This is a genomic window from Marinifilum sp. D737, from assembly GCF_026672275.1.
In the GTDB taxonomy this organism is placed as follows: Bacteria; Bacteroidota; Bacteroidia; order Bacteroidales; family Marinifilaceae; genus Marinifilum.
This window is the reverse complement of sequence record NZ_JANQCD010000001.1, coordinates 46,067-64,928: the sequence shown is the minus strand read 5'-3', so window position 1 is coordinate 64,928 and position 18,862 is coordinate 46,067. Positions and strand designations below refer to the sequence as shown.

Genomic DNA, 18,862 nt, shown 5'->3' with positions numbered 1-18,862 from the left:
ATTTTAGTTGCATTTGGATACAGAAATAAATTCTGCATCCAAAATTGCAATTAATTTAGTGTTTAAAATGTCTCATTCCAGTAAACACCATAGCAATACCGAATTCGTCAGCTGCTTTAATTGAATCTTCATCCCTTATCGATCCACCTGGCTGAATAATTGCGGTAACTCCTGCTTTATGAGCTGCTTCAACACAATCCGAGAATGGAAAAAAGGCATCAGAAGCCATAACGCTTCCCTGAATTCTTTCTGCTCCCTGGCGAATTGCATTTTCCAAAGCCCAAATGCGACTAACCTGTCCTGGTCCAACACCAGTAGTGGTTTTGTCTTTTGCTAAGGCGATACCATTCGATTTTGCATGCTTCACTGTCTTCCATGCAAACATCAAATCTTCCATCTCTTTTTCTGATGGTTGTCTTTTGGTAACTACTTTTAATTCTTCTCCAATCAATTTCTGATCCTGATCCTGAATTAACAATCCACCCAATACAGTTCTACCTTTCATAGCAGTATAATCCGATTTTAGGATTTCAGGTAATTCCAAAAGTCTCAAATTTTTCTTCTTGGTAAGCACTTCAAGAGCTTCCTTGCTAAATGAAGGAGCAACAATTACTTCCAGGAAAATTCCACTCATGATTTCAGCTGTAGCCTTGTCAATTTCGCGGTTTGCTGCAACAATTCCACCAAAAATAGAAACCGGATCGGCATCGTAAGCTTTCTGGAACGCTTCAGCAAGGGTTTCAGCACTACCAATTCCACATGGATTAGCATGCTTGGCAGCAACAATGGTTGGCTCTTCGAACTCTTTTAATGTTTCCAAAGCGCCATCGGTGTCACCAATATTGTTATACGATAATTCCTTACCGTGAATTTTATTTGCCGCAGTTAATGTTCCTTCTGTTTCCTGAATCTGAGTATAGAAGGCTGCATTTTGATGCGGGTTTTCTCCGTAACGAAGATCTTGTTTCTTTTCGTATGTTAGGGTTAAAGTTTTTGGTGATTTCACATTCAATTTTTTATTGAAATAACCAGAAATCAAAGCATCGTAATGTGCTGTGTGTTCAAAAACCTTAGCTGCTAAATATTCTTTTGTCTCCTTGCTAGTTTCTCCTGACTCCTTTAATTCTTCAATTACTTTTGAATAATCTTCCGGATCGGTAATCACTGAAACAAAATTGTAATTTTTAGCTGCAGCTCTTAACATGGTTGGTCCACCTATATCGATATTTTCAACAATATCTTCATGAGTTGAATCAGGATTTAAAACCGTTTGTTTGAACGGATAAAGGTTACAAACAACAATATCAATTGGATCGATCCCCAACTCAACCATTTGTTTTTGGTGTATTTCATTGTCGCGAATTGCAAGAATACCACCTTCCACATGTGGATGAATGGTTTTTAAACGACCATCGAAACACTCAGGAAATTTAGTCAAATCAGACACATCCATTACAGGAATTCCCTCTGCTTTAAACTTTGCAGATGTTCCACCTGTTGAAATAATTTCCCAACCCATTTCGGTTAGTTCCTTAGCAAACTCAACAACATTTGTTTTATCAAAAACACTGATAAGAGCTCTCTTCATAATTCTTTTTTTTGGAGGTATTTTATAAAATGGTATAAATTAATTTTCCTTTCGAAAAACTATCTTGGCTTGGTGATTTTACAAATCATTCATCTACAATAATTTACAAGATCCCCAGAAACCTCATGCAAAGTTAAGAAAAACCTAAAAAAATCCGACCAATGAAATTCTTTTTTGTTCAACTTTTTATAAATCAAAATTTATGGCTTCCAATTTTAAAATTATGCCCTCTATTTTTGAATTAAATAGACATTAAGAAGTACGCTCCGATTGATAAATAAATAAATAACCCAACAATATCATTTAAAGTCGTAATAAATGGTCCAGTTGCCACAGCTGGATCAACCTTTACCTTATTCAACATTAATGGAATTACGGTTCCTGCAATAGCGGCAAAAATGATAACTGCAAATAATGCTACAGAAATAGACAAAGTTAATGCTACAGAATTATCAGTTAAAAAATAGGTACTTAAAAATAATAACAACGAACAAGTTAATCCATTAATTAAAGCACCACCCAATTCTCTCAACAAACGGCTAAAGGTACTTTCGAAACCAAGTGAATTATTGGCAATTGCCTGTACAATAATTGCTGATGACTGTACTCCAACATTACCTGCCATCGCAGTAATCAAGGGAATAAAAAATGCCAGTTTAGGGGTATGTTCAAGTCCTTTTTCATGAACTGATATAACCATGGCAGCAAAAATTCCACCTATCAAACCAATAATTAGCCATGGGAGACGTGCTCTTGTTTGAAGCCAAATGGAGTCACTAGCTTCAACATCTTCGGCCAAACCTGATGCCATTTGGTAATCTTTCTCAGCTTCATCACGAATTACATCCACAACATCATCAATGGTAATACGTCCCATCAATCGTCCAATGCTATCAACTACAGGAATGGCAACCAAATCGTATTTTTCCATTATATGTGCAACCTCTTCATCTTCCTCATCAGTATGAACTGACATGGCATCAGGTTGGTATATATTGATAATTTTGGCCGAAGTTGGACTCAGAATCATCTTTTTCAAAGACAATGTACCCTTTAAAATTCCATCATCATCAACAACATATACATAGTAGATTTCATCAATATCTTCGGCTTGACGACTTAATTCTCTCAAACATGTAAGAACTGTCCAGTTTTCATTTACAATGACCAGCTCTTTTGCCATCAAACCACCGGCAGTATCTTCATCATAATGCAGCAGGTCTACAATATCTCCGGCCTGCTCAATATCCTCAATATGAGAGAGAATCTCTTCTTGTTTCTCATCTGACAAACCGCCAATAACATCGGCAGCATCATCAGAGTCCATCTTGTCTATAAACTTTTTAGCAACTACTTCTGCAGGTAGCGTCTTCACAAAGCGATCTCTATCGTCCTCTTCTAATTCTGCCAATACATCTGCGGCAGTATCTCCATCAAGTAATAGGTATAGGAATGTTGCCTCATCAATACTTAATTCATCGTAGATTTCGGCAATATCTGCTGGATGCAATTCTTCCATTAAACCAATTGCCTCAGCTTCATTCTTTTCTTCGATTACTCTTTTAATTTCATCGATATATTCGCGAGTCAATTCAAATTGCATAACAATAAATTTTAGGTGTAATTTTTATTCTCTTAACTGCATATTCAGTAACTCCTGAATTCTATTGGTTAAATACACAAACTGCTCAATGCTTAGTTGCTCTGGTCTTTTTGCCATCAGATCATCTTCCAGCTTGTATTCTCCCAATATCGACTTTAAGGAGTTTCGTAAAGTTTTACGGCGTTGATTGAACCCCGTCTTCACGACTCGAAAGAATAATTTTTCATCACACTCCAAATCAGAGGTTGTATTTCTTGTCATTCTGATAACAGCAGATTTTACCTTTGGAGGTGGATCGAATACTTTTTCACTTACAGTAAATAAATACTCAATATCGTAGAATGCTTGCATTAAAACACTCAATATCCCGTAAGTTTTATTTCCTGGCACTGCACTCATACGTTCGGCAACTTCTTTTTGAATCATTCCAACAACTTCCGGAACTTGATCGCGATGCTCAAGAATTTTAAAAAATATTTGCGATGATATATTGTATGGGAAGTTTCCGATTACGGCAAAAGATTCATTAAAAATCTTTGACAAATCATATTTTAAAAAATCCTCCCCAATAATGCGATCAGATAAATTTGGATAGTTTTCTTTTAAATAAGCTACTGATTCGGTATCAATCTCTACTACGTGCGTTTCGAATGCATCCTTTTGCAATAAATATTGTGTCAAAACACCCATCCCCGGGCCAATTTCCAATACCTTAGAAACTTTGTCAGCCTTTAAACCTTCCACAATTTTTTTTGCAATATTGAGGTCTTTTAAAAAGTGTTGACCTAGATTTTTCTTCGCCCTAACGTATCCCATACCTATCCTTTTTATTCTCTTTTAAACATGCATTTGTGATTAACGAAAGTTAAAAACGATAGCTTTTCAAAGGAGATTTCAAACATTTACTTATTTTTGTAGCTTACATTTAATGCTCGGCAAAATTAGGACTTAATACCGAATAAGTTGGTATTCGTGCCGAAAAATTAATCATTGTTAGTTTTTTCTGTAAAAATTCTAACATTAAAAATATCAAAATTGAAGAAAAAGCTCGCAAATACTCTTAAATTTTTAATCTTCTTTTCAATAGGTGCATCTTTATTTTGGGTCACTTACAGGGATCAAAACCCATCGGAATTATTACATACGATAAAAAACGATGTAAATTACTACTGGATTCTTCTTTCTCTGTTTTTTGGCTTACTAAGTCATATAAGCAGAACCATAAGATGGAATCTATTAATTGAGTCATTAGGTAAAAAACCTAGAACTGTAAATACATTCCTGGCAGTAATGGTAGGCTATTTCGCCAACCTAGCTTTACCTAGAATGGGAGAAATTTCCAGATGTGGAATCATTAGCAAGTATGAGAAAATTTCATTTTCACAATTGGTAGGAACCGTTGTACTAGAAAGAGTTCTTGATATCATCATGCTTATCGTATTCTTATTAATTGCCTTATCTACTCAATTTTCTGTAATTGCCAACTTCTTCGTTAACAACCCCGAAGTAAGTGAAAAACTGTCGAATGTATTTGCCTCTGCTTATACCTTGTACACATTAATTGCAATTACCCTAGTAATTTGGTTACTAAGAAAGAAATTTAGACATACTGGGTTTTTCAAAAAAATTGACCAAACACTTCAAAACTTTATGGATGGTTTTAGAACCATTAAAAAAATAGAAAACAAATGGCCATTTATTCTACACACTGTATTCATTTGGGTGATGTATTACCTAATGACCTACATTTGTTTCTTTAGTTTTGGTTTCACCTCCAACCTACCTGCACTTGCCGGATTAACTGTATTCGTAATGAGTGCTTTTGGAATGGTAGCACCTGTACAAGGTGGAATTGGTGCATGGCATTTCATGGTAATTGGTACATTATTGGTATATCTTCCAGGTGTTAACAACATCGAAAGCATGTCCAGAAGTTTTGCTTTGGTGGTTCACGGAGCACAAACTGCCATGATAATTATAGTAGGAGCATTATCAGTAATAGCTCTACCTTTTGCCAACCGTAAAGAATTAATTAACAACAAAGCAAAAGCCTAATATGGGAACATATACGATCATAGAGGTAAATGATGACATTACAAAAAAAGAATTTCTAGAATTACCTGTTCGATTGTATCGAAACGAAAAGAATTGGGTTAGGCCACTCGATTTTGAAATCAACAATACATTCGATCCCAAGGAAAATAAAATGTTTCAACATGGAGAATGTTGCCGTTGGATCATGACAAATAACTCTGATGAAACCATTGGACGAGTTGCTGCATTTATTGATCACAAATCAAAAGATTTGAATGATCAGTCAACCGGTGGAATGGGCTTTTTCGAATGTATTGAAAACAAAGATGCCGCTTTTGCTCTTTTCGATCATTGTAAAAAATGGCTACAGGAGAGAAATATCGAAGCCATGGATGGCCCAATAAATTTTGGAGAAAGACATCAATGGTGGGGCTTGCAGGTTGAAGGAGAACACAGGCCTGTTTACAATATGCCATATCATAAATCCTACTATAAAGAGTTTTTTGAAGAGTATGGATTTCAGGTTTACTTTAAACAATTTACCTATAAAACAATTTTCTCGCCAGATAGCTTAAGCGATATCATTAAATGGAAAGCTGATAGACTTAGTAAAAATCCTGATTACAGAGTTGAGCATTTTTCCAAATCAAAAACCCAAGGTTTTATTAAGGATTTTGTGCATATTTACAATGAAGCTTGGGTTAAGGAAATTCCGGGAATTGAAGGCATTACGGAACATCAAACCCAAACGCTTTTTGATAATCTTAAGCCAATCATTCATGAAAAACTCATGTGGTTTGCCTATTACAAAGATCAGCCAATTGGATTTTTTATCATGATTCAGGATTTGAATGAATACCTGCAACACATCAATGGTAAAATTACATTTTATGGAAAATTGAGATTTCTTTACTATAAATACTTCCAAAGAAACAAAAATGCAATTGGCTTAATTTTCGGCGTGGTACCCGAGTTTCAAAAAAGAGGTATCGAAGCAGCTATGATTTATGAATTCTCAAAATCGGGCTTGGATAAAAAATTCCCGTTTCGAACTTTAGAAATGAATTGGATTGGTGATTTTAATCCTAGAATGAGCCATTTAATGAAACACATTGGTGCTGAAGTATACAAAACTCATCACACTTATCGTAAATTATTCGATGAAAAGAAAGAATTTAAACGATCAGAAATTATAAAATAAAAAAAAGGCTGCAATTTGCAGCCTTTTCTTTTATATAAATATAAATTCTATAATCCATTTTCTGAATGAAACAGAATTCGCATCAAACGAATATCCTCCTCTGAATAATCTTCTTCTCCCAATTCATCAAGAGCATCCTCAATATTATCTGTTTCAGCTTCGTAAAAATAATCCAGAATTTCTTCCTGCTTATCTTCATCAATAACTTCGTCAACGTAATAATCCAAATTTAGTTTGGTCCCAGAATATACTATTGCCTCCATCTCTTTCAGCAAATCTTCATATTCCATTCCCTTTGCTTCGGCAATATCCTCTAAATCTAATTTTCTATCAATACTCTGGATAATATAAACCTTAAATTTGGACTTATCAGCTACCGAACGAACAACCATATCTTGAGGTCTTTCAATATCATTTTCCTCTACATGTTTCGAAATCAGTGCTACAAAGTCTTTACCAAAACGCTTGGCCTTACCAGCCCCAACACCTTGAATATGCGATAACTCCTCTATATTTGTAGGATAATGAATAGCCATTTCTTCCAATGAAGGATCCTGGAAAACCACATAAGGAGGTACATCTTTCTGCTTGGCAACTTTCTTACGAAGATCCTTCAACATCGACAACAAAGCTTCATCCATTGCTGCGGTTCCTCCACTTTTTGGAGCTTCTGCATCTACTCCTTCAAAATCATGATCATCAGTCAACATAAACGGATATGGTTTTTCTAAAAACGCATGTCCTTCAGGGCGAATTTTAATTACACCATATTGCTCAATGTCTTTTTCAATAAATGAATTGATTAGTGCACGACGATACACCATATTCCAAAAGTGCTGATCTTTATCATCTCCATCTCCATACAACGCAAGTTGATCGTGCTTATACGATTTTATTGCAGAATTTTGAGAACCTATTAAAATATTAACCAGATGATCCACTTTAAATCTTTCCTTTACATCTTTAACCAGATTTAAAGCTTTAACCACATATTCTTCACCTTGAAATTCCTTTTTCGGATGTAAGCAATTGTCACAATTACCACAACTTTCAGCAGTATGCTTTTCTCCAAAGTAATGCAACAGAACTGTTCTTCTACAAACAGCAGATTCTGCATAAGAAACAGTTTCCATTAAAAGTTGCTTGCCAATTTCTTGCTCAGCCACAGGCTTACCCTGCATAAATTTTTCAAGTTTTTGTATGTCCTTGTAGCTATAAAAAGTCAAGCAACGTCCCTCGCCTCCATCACGACCAGCCCTACCTGTTTCCTGATAATAACCTTCCAAACTTTTTGGAATATCGTAATGAATTACAAAACGCACATCTGGTTTATCAATACCCATCCCAAACGCAATAGTAGCAACCACAACATCTACATCTTCCATCAAGAATTTATCCTGATTTCCCGACCTGGTTGAGGAATCCATACCTGCATGGTAAGGCACAGCTTTAATGCCATTTACTTGAAGTGTTTCAGCCAACTCTTCAACTTTCTTTCTGCTTAAGCAGTATATAATTCCTGATTTACCAGTATTACCTTTAATAAACTTGATAATCTCCTTGGTTGCATTTACTTTAGGCAACACCTCATAATAGAGGTTTGGTCTATTAAATGAAGATTTAAAGACCTTTGCATCCAACATCCCAAGGTTTTTCTGAATATCATGCTGAACTTTAGGTGTAGCAGTTGCTGTTAATGCAATAATTGGGGCATTACCAATTTCCTGAACTATAGGTCTGATTTTTCTGTACTCTGGACGAAAATCATGGCCCCATTCCGAAATACAATGGGCTTCATCCACTGCATAAAATGAAATCTTAACCTGCTTTAAAAATTCAATATTACTCTCCTTTGTCAATGATTCCGGTGCGACATACAACAATTTAGTACGTCCTTCGATTACATCCTCTTTAACTTTTAAAGTTGCAGATTTTGATAATGATGAATTCAAAAAATGTGCAATTCCATCATCTTCTCCAAAATTTCTCATTGCATCAACCTGATTTTTCATCAGTGCAATAAGTGGGGATATAACGATTGCAGTACCTCCTAACATTAATGAAGGCAATTGATAACAAAGTGATTTCCCTCCTCCTGTTGGCATCAACACGAAGGTATCTCTACCGTCTAATATATTTTGAATAACTGGCTCTTGATTCCCCTTGAAGTGCTCAAATCCAAAATACTTCTTTAAATTAGATGATAATTCAAAGTTTTTTCCCATGCTTTAATTAGATATGCTTACTATTTTGCTATGCGGCCCGCTAAATTAATATTTTAGTTAGTGACCAAAAATTTTTACGAGATGAATTTTACTCCATCTTCAATCCCCGAATTACAAAAATTAGATACTTTTGTATTTTAAATTTAGATAAACACTCGTACAATTCAAAACGATTTTAGCTTTTAACAGATTTTAACTGCATAAGATAAATCAAAACAAATGAGTTTATTTAGCTTTGTACAAACCAAAAATCAAGAAACTGTGAAGTCATCAGAGGATATTAAAAATATTGCAATCCAAACAATCGAAGAGGAAGCAAATTCCATTTATCAATTAAAAAATTACATTGATGGAGATTTTGTTAAAACCGTTGAGTTAATTCTAGAAAGCAACGGAAGAGTAGTAATTACAGGAATTGGCAAAAGTGCCAACATCGCTAATAAAATTGTTGCAACTCTTAATTCTACAGGAACTCCTGCCCTTTTCATGCATGCTGCAGATGCAATTCATGGAGATTTAGGAATGATTCGTCCAAATGACACGGTAATCTGTATTTCGAAAAGTGGAAATACTCCAGAAATCAAAGTTTTGGTGCCACTTATCAAAAATATGGGAAATACCTTAGTTGCAATGGTGTCTGGACTTGATTCATTTCTTGCATTAAACTCCGATTATGTACTTAAAGCCAAAGTGGAAAAAGAAGCTTGTCCAAACAACTTAGCTCCTACCAACTCTACCACAGCTCAATTAGTTATGGGTGATGCACTAGCCGTAGCTTTGCTTGAATGTCGTCAGTTTACCGATCGTGATTTTGCTAAATACCATCCAGGTGGTGCCTTGGGTAAAAAATTGTACTTGCGTGTAAGTGATTTGGTTTCTAAAGAAAATCCACCCAAAGTTGTCATCGATGAAAAAATAAGACCAATTATTCTTGAAATTTCTTCAAAACGAATGGGATCTACAGCTGTTGTAAACGAAAAAGATGAACTATTAGGAATCATTACTGATGGTGACCTTCGTAGAATGTTGGAAAGAAATGAAGATGTAAGTCAACTTACAGCAAAAGATATTATGACACCAACTCCAAAAATAACCAGCTCTGATGTTTTAGCCATTAATGCATTCCAAATCATGGAAAAAAACAACATTACAGGTCTTGCTGTTGTTGATGAAGGAAAATATATTGGCATGGTTCACCTGCACGATATTTTAAAAGAAGGAATTGTTTAATATCTTAGCTTCGCAAAATAATTAACTATGTCAGAAAAAGAACAACAGCAAGAAGACAACCAAATGAGCTTTCTAGAACATCTTGAAGTTTTAAGATGGCACCTAATGCGTTCTGTAATAGCGGTACTTGTTTTTGCCGTTGCTGCTTTTATATTTTACGATTTCATTTTTGATTATTTGATTTTGGCTCCTAAAAATCCTGATTTCTTCACAAACAGAATGTTTGCCAGAGTAGCAGAATTTACGGGAGTTGAAGCTTTAAAAATAAACACAGCACCATTTCAGGTAATTAATATTAATATGGCAGGTCAATTTGCGACCCACATCAGTGTATCATTGGTGGCTGGTATCATTGCAAGCTTTCCATATATATTTTACGAGTTTTGGTGCTTTATAAAACCAGCTCTTTATTCTAACGAAAAGAAACATGCAAGAGGATCAATATTTTACACCAGTTTTTTGTTTGCTCTAGGTGTGCTTTTCGGCTATTACCTAATTACCCCACTATCTGTTCACTTCTTGGGATCTTACAGCGTTAGTGATCAAGTAATGAACCAAATAAACCTAAAATCCTACATCTCATCAATAACTTCAATTGTTTTGGCAAGTGGCGTTATTTTCGAGCTACCAGTTCTTATTTTCTTTTTAAGCAAAATTGGTTTGGTAACTCCTGATTTTCTAAAAAAGTACAGAAAGCATTCTGTGGTGTTAATCCTGATTTTATCAGCCATTATCACTCCTCCCGATATCTTTAGCCAGGTATTGGTTTGTTTGCCGCTAATGTTACTTTATGAAATTGGTATTAAAATCTCAAAACGAATTCAGAAAAAACAACAAGCTGAATTCGATTTAGATTAAAATTATTGCCAGCTAATTGTAATAAACATTATTAAAGCTTGAAATTAATATCTCAGGCATTATTTATTTATTAAGATGCAGATACTAAAAAAAGGATTTTTCTTTTTAAGCGTTCTTACATTTACTTTGCTAAGTTTAAACACCTTAGGGCAATCTACTAAAGTAAGAGGAAAAGTTGTTGACTCTAAGACAAAACAAGCATTACCTTTTGTAAACATTGCGTATAAAGGAACAACAATTGGAACAACTACTGATTTTGATGGAAATTATTTTCTGGAAACCAGAACTCCGGGAGATTCGATTTACATATCATTTGTTGGTTATAAAGAAAGAACATTTGTAGTTCAAAAAGCCAAATTTCAAACTTTAAATGTAGAATTAGAACCAGAAACATTCGATCTTCAGGAAGTTGTAGTTGTACCTGGTGAGAATCCCGCTCATGTACTTTTGCGCAAAATCATAAAAAACAAAAAGAAAAATAATCCATCTCGTTTCAAGTCTTTTCAGGCAGAAACATATACAAAGATGGAAATGGATCTGAATAATATTAAAGATGATTTTAAGGATAAAAAAATCATGCGTCAGTTCCAATTTGTTTTCGATTACATGGACACCTCCGTGATTACCGGTAAACCTTATTTGCCAATCTTTATTACAGAATCTTTGTCTGATTATTATTACCAGGATAAACCTAGAGTTGAACGAGAAATAATAAAGGCATCACAAATGTCGGGAATTCAAGACAATGCCAGTTTGGCTCAATTCACCGGGCAACTTCATCAAAATGTAAATGTTTACGACAATTTCATCGACCTGTTCGATATGGGATTCGTAAGTCCAATTGCCGATGGAGGTTTAAGATACTACAGGTATTACCTTACAGATAGTGCATACCGCGATGGCAATTGGTGCTATCACATGTCTTTTAAACCTAAAAGGAAACAAGAACCAACTTTTGTGGGAGATTTTTGGGTTGCCGACACGACTTTTGCCATTCAAAATATGCAAATGCGTATTGCTAAAGATGTAAACCTAAACTGGGTTAAAGATTTGGTAAGCAATAACGAATTTCAAAAATTAAACGATTCAACCTGGTTTCTTAAAAAGCAAAACCTGTTTGTGGATTTCATGCTTACCGAAAGAGACTCAACCAAACAAATGGGTTTCTTTGGTAGAAAAACGGTATCGTATAAAAATGTAAAGGTTAATATTCCCCTAAAAGAAGAGATTATAAAACTAGACAATAATGTTATCGTAAACGAAGATGCATTATCACAACCCCGGGAATATTGGAACGATGCTCGTCCATATAAGTTATCAGAGAGAGAATCTGGTATCTATGCAATGGTTGATTCCATACAAAATGTGCCTCTATATAAAAACATTGTTGATGTTGTTACGACATTCATAACAGGGTATTACATTCATGGAAAATTCGAATATGGTCCATATTATAAACTATATAGTTTCAACGAAATTGAAGGTAACCGATTCATGTTTGGAGGAAGAACCTCAAATGATTTCAGTACTAAAATCATGCTAAATGGACATGTGGCTTACGGTACCAAAGATGAAAAATTTAAATATGGTCTTGGATTTCTGTACATGATTAACAAACTGCCCCGGGAAACATTTGGGATGCAGTACAAACACGATATCCATCAATTGGGTAAAAGTCCAAACGCTTTTACCGAAGGAAATATTTTGGCTTCGCTGTTAAAGAGAAACCCGAACAATAAACTTACCATGCTAAACCAATTTGAAACCCATTACGAAAAAGAATGGTTTCAAGGGTTTTCAAATACGTTGAAGTTTAGATATCGAGATATTAAGCCAACCGAATTCGTTCCTTTTGAGGATCGCTTCGGAAATCCAATATCAAGAATCACCGCTTCTGAATTGGAATTAAGAACGCGCTGGACAAAAAACGAAAAAGTTGTCATGGGAGAATTTGAACGCGTTCATTTAGGCGGACCTGTTCCTATTGTGAATTTATATTTAACTATGGGAATGAAAAATGTACTTGGTTCAAATTACGATTATCAGAAAATTGACCTAAGTGTTGAACATACATTTGAACTTCCGCCTCTTGGAAACTTGTACTTTTTGGCCTCAGGTGGTAAACTTTTTGGTAAAGTTCCTTACCCTTTATTGCACTTGCACGAAGGAAACGAAACTTATGCTTTCGATCCGTATGCATTTAATATGATGAACTACTATGAATTTGCCAGTGACCAATATGCAAGTTTATTTGTAGAGCATCATTTTAATGGATTGATATTAAATCGAATTCCATTATTTAGAAAACTAAAATGGAGAACTGTAGTTTCAGGGAAAGGATTAATTGGTAAACTAAGCGATAAAAACAATGGATCTTTGGCTAACACAGAAGCATACATGCAATTTCCTCAAGGATTATCAGATGTTAGTAAACCATATTTCGAGGCAAGTGTAGGAATCGAGAACATTTTCAAGTTCATCAGAATTGATGCAATGTGGCGATTAACTCACTTGGATGATAACCCTTACCAGGATTTTGAAGATTTTGGGATTCGAGCTATGCTACAAATCACTTTCTAAGGATATCTTTTTTATATTTGCACAACTCCAAACCATTAAAACAATTGGACAAGGATGATATTAAGAGCTGAAAATTTAATTAAACGATACAAGAGCCGTACTGTTGTAAAAGGTGTTTCGGTTGATGTAAAACAAGGTGAAATTGTTGGACTACTAGGACCAAATGGAGCCGGTAAAACTACATCTTTTTATATGATAGTAGGATTGATTCAACCAAACGGAGGAAGAATCTTTCTTGATGATCGGGAAATTACCAATGAGCCTGTTTACAAAAGAGCTCAGCTTGGCGTGGGGTATTTGGCGCAGGAAGCTTCTGTTTTCAGAAAACTAAGTGTCGAAGACAACATCAAATCGGTTTTGGAAATGTCCGATTTCTCAAAAGAATATCAAGCTCATCGATTAGAAGAAATGCTGAATGAATTCAGTCTTCAGAAAATCAGAAAAAGTCTGGGTATTCAGTTGTCAGGTGGAGAAAGAAGAAGAACAGAAATTGCCAGGGCACTTTCGATCAAACCAAAATTTATTCTTTTGGATGAACCTTTTGCCGGAGTGGACCCCATCGCAGTAGAAGATATTCAGGATATCGTTCGTCATTTAAAGGATAAGAACATTGGTATATTAATTACAGACCACAACGTACAGGAAACTCTTTCCATTACAGAAAGAGCATACTTGCTGTTCGAAGGAAATATCTTAAAATCCGGAACTGCTGAAGAATTAGCAGCCGACGAAGACGTAAGAAGAGTATACCTGGGAAAGAATTTTGAGCTTAGAAAACCAGTAAAATAAAGGCTTCCAACAGGTTTACAGCTTTGTATTTTACTTATAGATTTTCATTGCATTTTTTTTCTCAAAAAAATCTTCATTTTTTTTCTGATTGCTGTTGCAAATAATAAAAAACAACTCTATATTTGCACCGCAATTAACCCGCGGATGTGGCGTAATTGGTAGCCGCGCTAGACTTAGGATCTAGTGCCGTAAGGCGTGGGGGTTCGAGTCCCTTCATCCGCACTACAGAAAAAATAACCTTAAACCGCCCATACTACGATACAATGTATCAATGGTTGAGCGGTTTTTTTTCAATTAATAAGGTTTTATCTTTTAATAGCTAAAAAATGAACATCACAAAAACCAACATTGATGATTTAAACGCTGTAATCAAATTACAGATTGTTAAAGAAGACTATGAAAGTCGTGTAAACGATGTTTTGAAAGACTATCGTAAAAAAGCAAATATCAATGGATTCCGCCAAGGTAAAGTACCTATGGGTGTGATCAAGAAAATGTATGGTACTCCTGTTTTAGCTGACGAAGTGAACAAACTTCTTAGCGAAGAGCTAATGAAGTACATTCGCGAAAATGATTTGAAAATTTTAGGCGAACCACTTCCTAACGAAACTGAGCAAAAAGAAATCAACTGGGAAAAAGATACTGATTTCGAATTCGCTTTCGATATTGCTTTAACTCCAGAATACACTCTTAACCTTAGCAAAAGAGATAAGATGACTTTCTTCAAAATTGCTGTTGATGAGAAAATGATTGAGAACGGTGTTGAAATGCACGCTCGTCGTTTCGGATCAAACGAGCCAGCTGAAGCTGTTGAAGAAAAAGAACTTTTGAAAGGTAACTACGCACAAGTTGACGCAGAAGGTAAACTTGTTGAAGAAGGAATTACTAGCGAAGATGTAGCAATCTCATTAGAATATATGGCTGATGAAGATGCTAAAAAGAAATTTGTTGGTGCTAAAAAAGGTGAGGTTGTGGTATTTAACCCAGCTAAAGCTTTCGCTAACAAAACTGATTTAGCTTCTATGCTTAACATCTCTAAAGAAGAAGCTGAAACTTTAGATGCTGATTTCCAATTTACAATTACAGAAATCAACAAATTTGTTAACGCTGAATTGAACCAGGAATTATTCGATAAAGTATTTGGTGAAGGAACTGTTTCTTCAGAAGAAGAATTCAAGAACAGAATCAAAGAAGATATCGAAAAACAATTGGTTAACGATAGCGATTACAAATTCTTGATCGACGCAAAAGAGAAGTTGGTTAAGAAATCGAAAATGGATCTTCCTGAAGCATTCTTGAAGCGTTGGATTATTGCTACCAACAAAGAAATGAATGAAGAGCAGGTTGAGAAAGATTTCGCAAACTACGTTGACGAGTTCAAATGGCAGTTGATTAAAAACAGATTGACTGAAGAAAACGAACTTAAAGTAGAGCAGGAAGAAGTTATGGAGTTTGCTAAACAACAAGCTTTAATGCAATTCCAGCAGTACGGAATGATGGAAGTACCTGAAGAATACTTGACAAACTACGCTCAGCAAATGATGCAAAATCAAGAAGAGCAAAGAAAGATCTACGAACGTATGATCGACAACAAAATTGTTGAGTTCCTAAAAGGTGCTATCAAAATTGAAGAAAAAGAAGTTTCTACTGAAGAATTCAACAAAATGTTTGAATAAGAAGAACTTTTAATATACAAAAAAAACCACGCTTCTTTTGAGGCGTGGTTTTCTTTTTGATCCTTGAATAAGTTTTTGTTAAACTATTCTTTTCAAATGGAGAAAATTTGACTAATTTAGGTCTACGAAATTTAAAATCATATCTATATGGTACCAAAAGACGAATTTAGAAAATTTGCCACGCAGCACATGGGCATTAATAGCCTAACATTAGATAAATACACTTCAATTAGCAACAGCTACATTTCTCCAACAATTATCGAGGAACGTCAGCTTAATGTTGCATCAATGGATGTTTTCTCTCGTCTGATGATGGATAGAATCATCTTCCTTGGTGTTCCTATTGATGACTATGTTGCTAATATTATTATGGCTCAGCTATTGTTCCTGGAATCTACTGATCCTTCTAAGGATATTCAGATTTATTTTAACTCACCAGGAGGTTCGGTTCATGCAGGTTTAGGTATTTACGATACCATGCAATACATCAAATGTGATGTTGCAACAATTTGTACAGGTATGGCTGCATCAATGGGAGCTGTATTGCTAACTGCAGGTACGAAAGGAAAGCGTTCCGCATTAAAGCACTCACGAATCATGATTCACCAACCAATGGGTGGAGCGCAAGGGCAAGCTTCGGATATCGAGATTACCGCTCGCGAAATTTTGAAGTTAAAGAAAGAATTGTATACCATTATTGCTGATCATTCAGGAAATACTTACGAAAAAGTAGAAAAAGATTCTGACCGTGATTACTGGATGACAGCCATGGAAGCTAAAGAATATGGTATGATTGATGAAGTGCTAACGCGCGAGAAATAATCAATCATCTCAAAATCAAAACAAACCTAATGCAGAGTTAATCGTAAAATCATTAACTTTGCATTTTTAGTACTATAAATCAATATCATGGATAAATGCTCGTTTTGCGGGAGAGAGAAGAAAGATACTAACCTTCTGATTGCAGGAATCAGTGGTCATATCTGCGATAGCTGTATTGACCAAGCCTATTCAATTGTACAGGAAGAAATAAAAAATCGATCGGATCTTAACCTGAAAGAGATTAAATTATTGAAACCAATGGAAATTAAAGCTTTCCTTGACCAGTATGTAATTGGTCAGGATGAAGCTAAAAAATACCTTTCCGTTGCGGTTTACAATCATTACAAAAGATTACTTCAGGAAAGAGACGATGAAGATATCGAGATTGAAAAATCGAATATCATTCTTGTAGGGGAAACAGGTACAGGTAAAACTCTTTTGGCAAGAACCATTGCTAAAATGTTGCATGTTCCTTTTACCATTGTTGATGCAACTGTATTAACAGAAGCTGGTTATGTTGGTGAAGATATTGAATCAATTTTAACAAGATTGCTTCAGGCATCTGACTATGATGTTGAGGCTGCTGAAAAAGGAATTGTATTCATTGACGAGATCGATAAAATTGCACGTAAAAGTGACAATCCATCAATCACTCGTGATGTTTCGGGAGAAGGCGTTCAGCAAGGATTATTAAAATTATTGGAAGGTTCGGTTGTAAATGTACCACCTCAAGGAGGTCGTAAACATCCCGATCAGAAAATGATTCCTGTAAACACTAAAAACATTCTTTTTGTTTGTGGTGGAGCCTTTGATGGCATCCAAAGAAAAATTGCACAAAGAATGAACACTCAGGTTGTTGGTTTTAATGCAAGCAAGGAAAAAGAACAAGTTGATCAGGAAAACTTCTTACAGTACATCGCTCCTCAGGATTTGAAATCATTTGGATTGATTCCTGAAATTATTGGTCGTTTGCCTGTTCTAACTTACTTGGAGCCATTAAACAGAGAGGCACTTCGTAACATTTTAACAGAGCCTAAAAACTCGATCGTAAAGCAGTATACGAAGCTGTTTAAAATTGATGATATTGAATTGACTTTCGAAGAAAGTGCATTGGAATACATTGTAGACAAAGCTGTGGAATTCAAATTGGGAGCTCGTGGTTTGCGCTCAATTTGTGAAGCAATCATGATGGATGCAATGTTCGAATTGCCTTCAGGAGAAGACAAGAAAATTTCTATTGATAGCAAATACGCTAGCGAGAAACTTGAAAAAGTAAACCTAAAACGTTTAAAAGTCGCATAACCGATACCAGATTTTAAATTTAAAATCATCTAATTGTATCGGAATCCTATAAAAAAATACCGGAGTTAATCTCCGGTATTTTTTTATACTATAATAACTTCTCTATAGACTTATTGTTATTGTAGACCCCTGGGAAGTTACACTTGCATCACCATCGCAATTATCAACGGTATCTCCTCCTCCATAATTCACGATTCCTTCTCCAATATCCTGTAATGTAAAAAGTGCAGTACCCCCAATTACATTTTTACATGCATAAGCATACAACAAATCAGACTGATTGGTCAATGACATCACAGCACCAGTAGGATAAGTAATATCAATATCACTGATAATATTATAAATATCATCTACATAATCCACGTCATCATTTTCACTTCTTACGTACTTGTAAGCGGCCTCGAAAGAGGTAACCGGAAATTCAGTTACATTGCTTTCCGAATCAGTAATTGAAAATTTTACGGTACTGGATGATACTGAAAAATCCCTGCCTGCCACATCTCCAACAATATCAAAATTGAATGCTCCAGTGACATCAAAGTTATTTACCTCAAGATCTTGTAATCTAATCTCAAATTTCTGCAATTTTTCATCTGCAGGATCAACAACTACTTTGCCTTTAAATTTTCCACCAATAGATGAAATGGTTTTTTCTGCACCATAATCTATCACTACCGAATCAATTACTTCCCCGGTTCTGTAAATGGTTGGCGTAACACCATCTGGTATCTCATCATCTATTACATCCTTATTGGTATCCAAATTGTTCATTACAATGGCATTTACATTCATTACAATGTCGTTAATGCCATTATTAATGGTTAAGCAATACTTCGCCGGAAACGTAAACACATCATCTATAATATCTTCCGGATCTGGTCCTGTAGAACAGGAATTCGTTGTGCCTGCAAACAACAAGGCAGCAAGTCCTAATTTTAAATATCTAAAATTCAT

At 35.2% G+C, this 18,862-nt stretch carries 14 protein-coding genes and 1 tRNA gene; 10 read left to right on the top strand and 5 right to left on the bottom strand.

Going from position 1 to position 18,862, the window contains the following annotated elements; translation table 11 throughout:
- Positions 1-55: 55 nt before the first annotated feature.
- The 3 genes from purH to rsmA form a co-directional block, all read right to left on the bottom strand.
- Positions 56-1,588 carry a bifunctional phosphoribosylaminoimidazolecarboxamide formyltransferase/IMP cyclohydrolase gene (gene purH / locus NQ163_RS00285; protein WP_268188320.1) on the bottom strand — a complete coding sequence of 511 codons (1,533 nt, stop codon included), beginning with the start codon at positions 1,586-1,588 and terminating at the stop codon, positions 56-58.
- A 241-nt stretch (positions 1,589-1,829) separates the two neighbouring features.
- Positions 1,830-3,191: a magnesium transporter gene (mgtE, locus tag NQ163_RS00280; protein WP_268188319.1), complete on the bottom strand. Its 1,362-nt coding sequence runs from the start codon at positions 3,189-3,191 to the stop codon at positions 1,830-1,832.
- 24 nt (positions 3,192-3,215) lie between these two features.
- A complete protein-coding gene (gene rsmA / locus NQ163_RS00275) occupies positions 3,216-4,007 on the bottom strand; it encodes a 16S rRNA (adenine(1518)-N(6)/adenine(1519)-N(6))-dimethyltransferase RsmA (protein ID WP_268188318.1) in 792 nt (263 codons plus the stop codon).
- Between the two features lie 219 nt (positions 4,008-4,226).
- On the opposite strand from rsmA, the gene NQ163_RS00270 reads away from it, so the two are divergent.
- The gene (locus NQ163_RS00270; RefSeq protein ID WP_268188317.1) at positions 4,227-5,246 is read left to right on the top strand and encodes a lysylphosphatidylglycerol synthase transmembrane domain-containing protein; all 1,020 of its coding nucleotides are present in this window, start codon (positions 4,227-4,229) and stop codon (positions 5,244-5,246) included.
- A 1-nt stretch (position 5,247) separates the two neighbouring features.
- Entirely contained in the window at positions 5,248-6,426 is a 1,179-nt protein-coding gene (locus NQ163_RS00265; protein WP_268188316.1) for a hypothetical protein, read from the top strand.
- Between the two features lie 47 nt (positions 6,427-6,473).
- On the opposite strand, the gene recQ is transcribed toward NQ163_RS00265, so the two are convergent.
- Positions 6,474-8,651: a DNA helicase RecQ gene (gene recQ, locus NQ163_RS00260; RefSeq protein WP_268188315.1), complete on the bottom strand. Its 2,178-nt coding sequence runs from the start codon at positions 8,649-8,651 to the stop codon at positions 6,474-6,476.
- Positions 8,652-8,870: 219 nt separating this feature from the next.
- Here recQ and NQ163_RS00255 point away from each other — a divergent pair, with 219 nt between their 5' ends.
- The 8 genes from NQ163_RS00255 (at position 8,871) to clpX (ending at position 17,908) form a co-directional block, all read left to right on the top strand.
- The gene (locus tag NQ163_RS00255) at positions 8,871-9,881 is read left to right on the top strand and encodes a KpsF/GutQ family sugar-phosphate isomerase (protein ID WP_268188314.1); all 1,011 of its coding nucleotides are present in this window, start codon (positions 8,871-8,873) and stop codon (positions 9,879-9,881) included.
- Between the two features lie 27 nt (positions 9,882-9,908).
- Positions 9,909-10,739, top strand: a complete 831-nt coding sequence (gene tatC, locus NQ163_RS00250) for a twin-arginine translocase subunit TatC (RefSeq protein WP_268188313.1) — start codon at positions 9,909-9,911, stop codon at positions 10,737-10,739.
- 75 nt (positions 10,740-10,814) lie between these two features.
- Positions 10,815-13,319, top strand: a complete 2,505-nt coding sequence (locus NQ163_RS00245) for a DUF5686 and carboxypeptidase-like regulatory domain-containing protein (protein WP_268188312.1) — start codon at positions 10,815-10,817, stop codon at positions 13,317-13,319.
- 54 nt (positions 13,320-13,373) lie between these two features.
- Positions 13,374-14,108 carry an LPS export ABC transporter ATP-binding protein gene (gene lptB / locus NQ163_RS00240; RefSeq protein WP_054716838.1) on the top strand — a complete coding sequence of 245 codons (735 nt, stop codon included), beginning with the start codon at positions 13,374-13,376 and terminating at the stop codon, positions 14,106-14,108.
- 140 nt (positions 14,109-14,248) lie between these two features.
- A tRNA-Leu gene (locus NQ163_RS00235) sits at positions 14,249-14,330 on the top strand.
- Between the two features lie 104 nt (positions 14,331-14,434).
- Entirely contained in the window at positions 14,435-15,784 is a 1,350-nt protein-coding gene (gene tig / locus NQ163_RS00230; RefSeq protein ID WP_268188311.1) for a trigger factor, read from the top strand.
- A gap of 147 nt (positions 15,785-15,931) precedes the next feature.
- Positions 15,932-16,606, top strand: a complete 675-nt coding sequence (gene clpP, locus NQ163_RS00225) for an ATP-dependent Clp endopeptidase proteolytic subunit ClpP (protein WP_110361176.1) — start codon at positions 15,932-15,934, stop codon at positions 16,604-16,606.
- Between the two features lie 87 nt (positions 16,607-16,693).
- Complete coding sequence (gene clpX / locus NQ163_RS00220; protein ID WP_120238416.1) at positions 16,694-17,908, top strand: ATP-dependent Clp protease ATP-binding subunit ClpX; 1,215 nt, start codon at positions 16,694-16,696, stop codon at positions 17,906-17,908.
- 102 nt (positions 17,909-18,010) lie between these two features.
- Here clpX and NQ163_RS00215 read toward each other — a convergent pair whose 3' ends face one another.
- Positions 18,011-18,862, bottom strand: a complete 852-nt coding sequence (locus NQ163_RS00215) for a hypothetical protein (protein ID WP_268188310.1) — start codon at positions 18,860-18,862, stop codon at positions 18,011-18,013.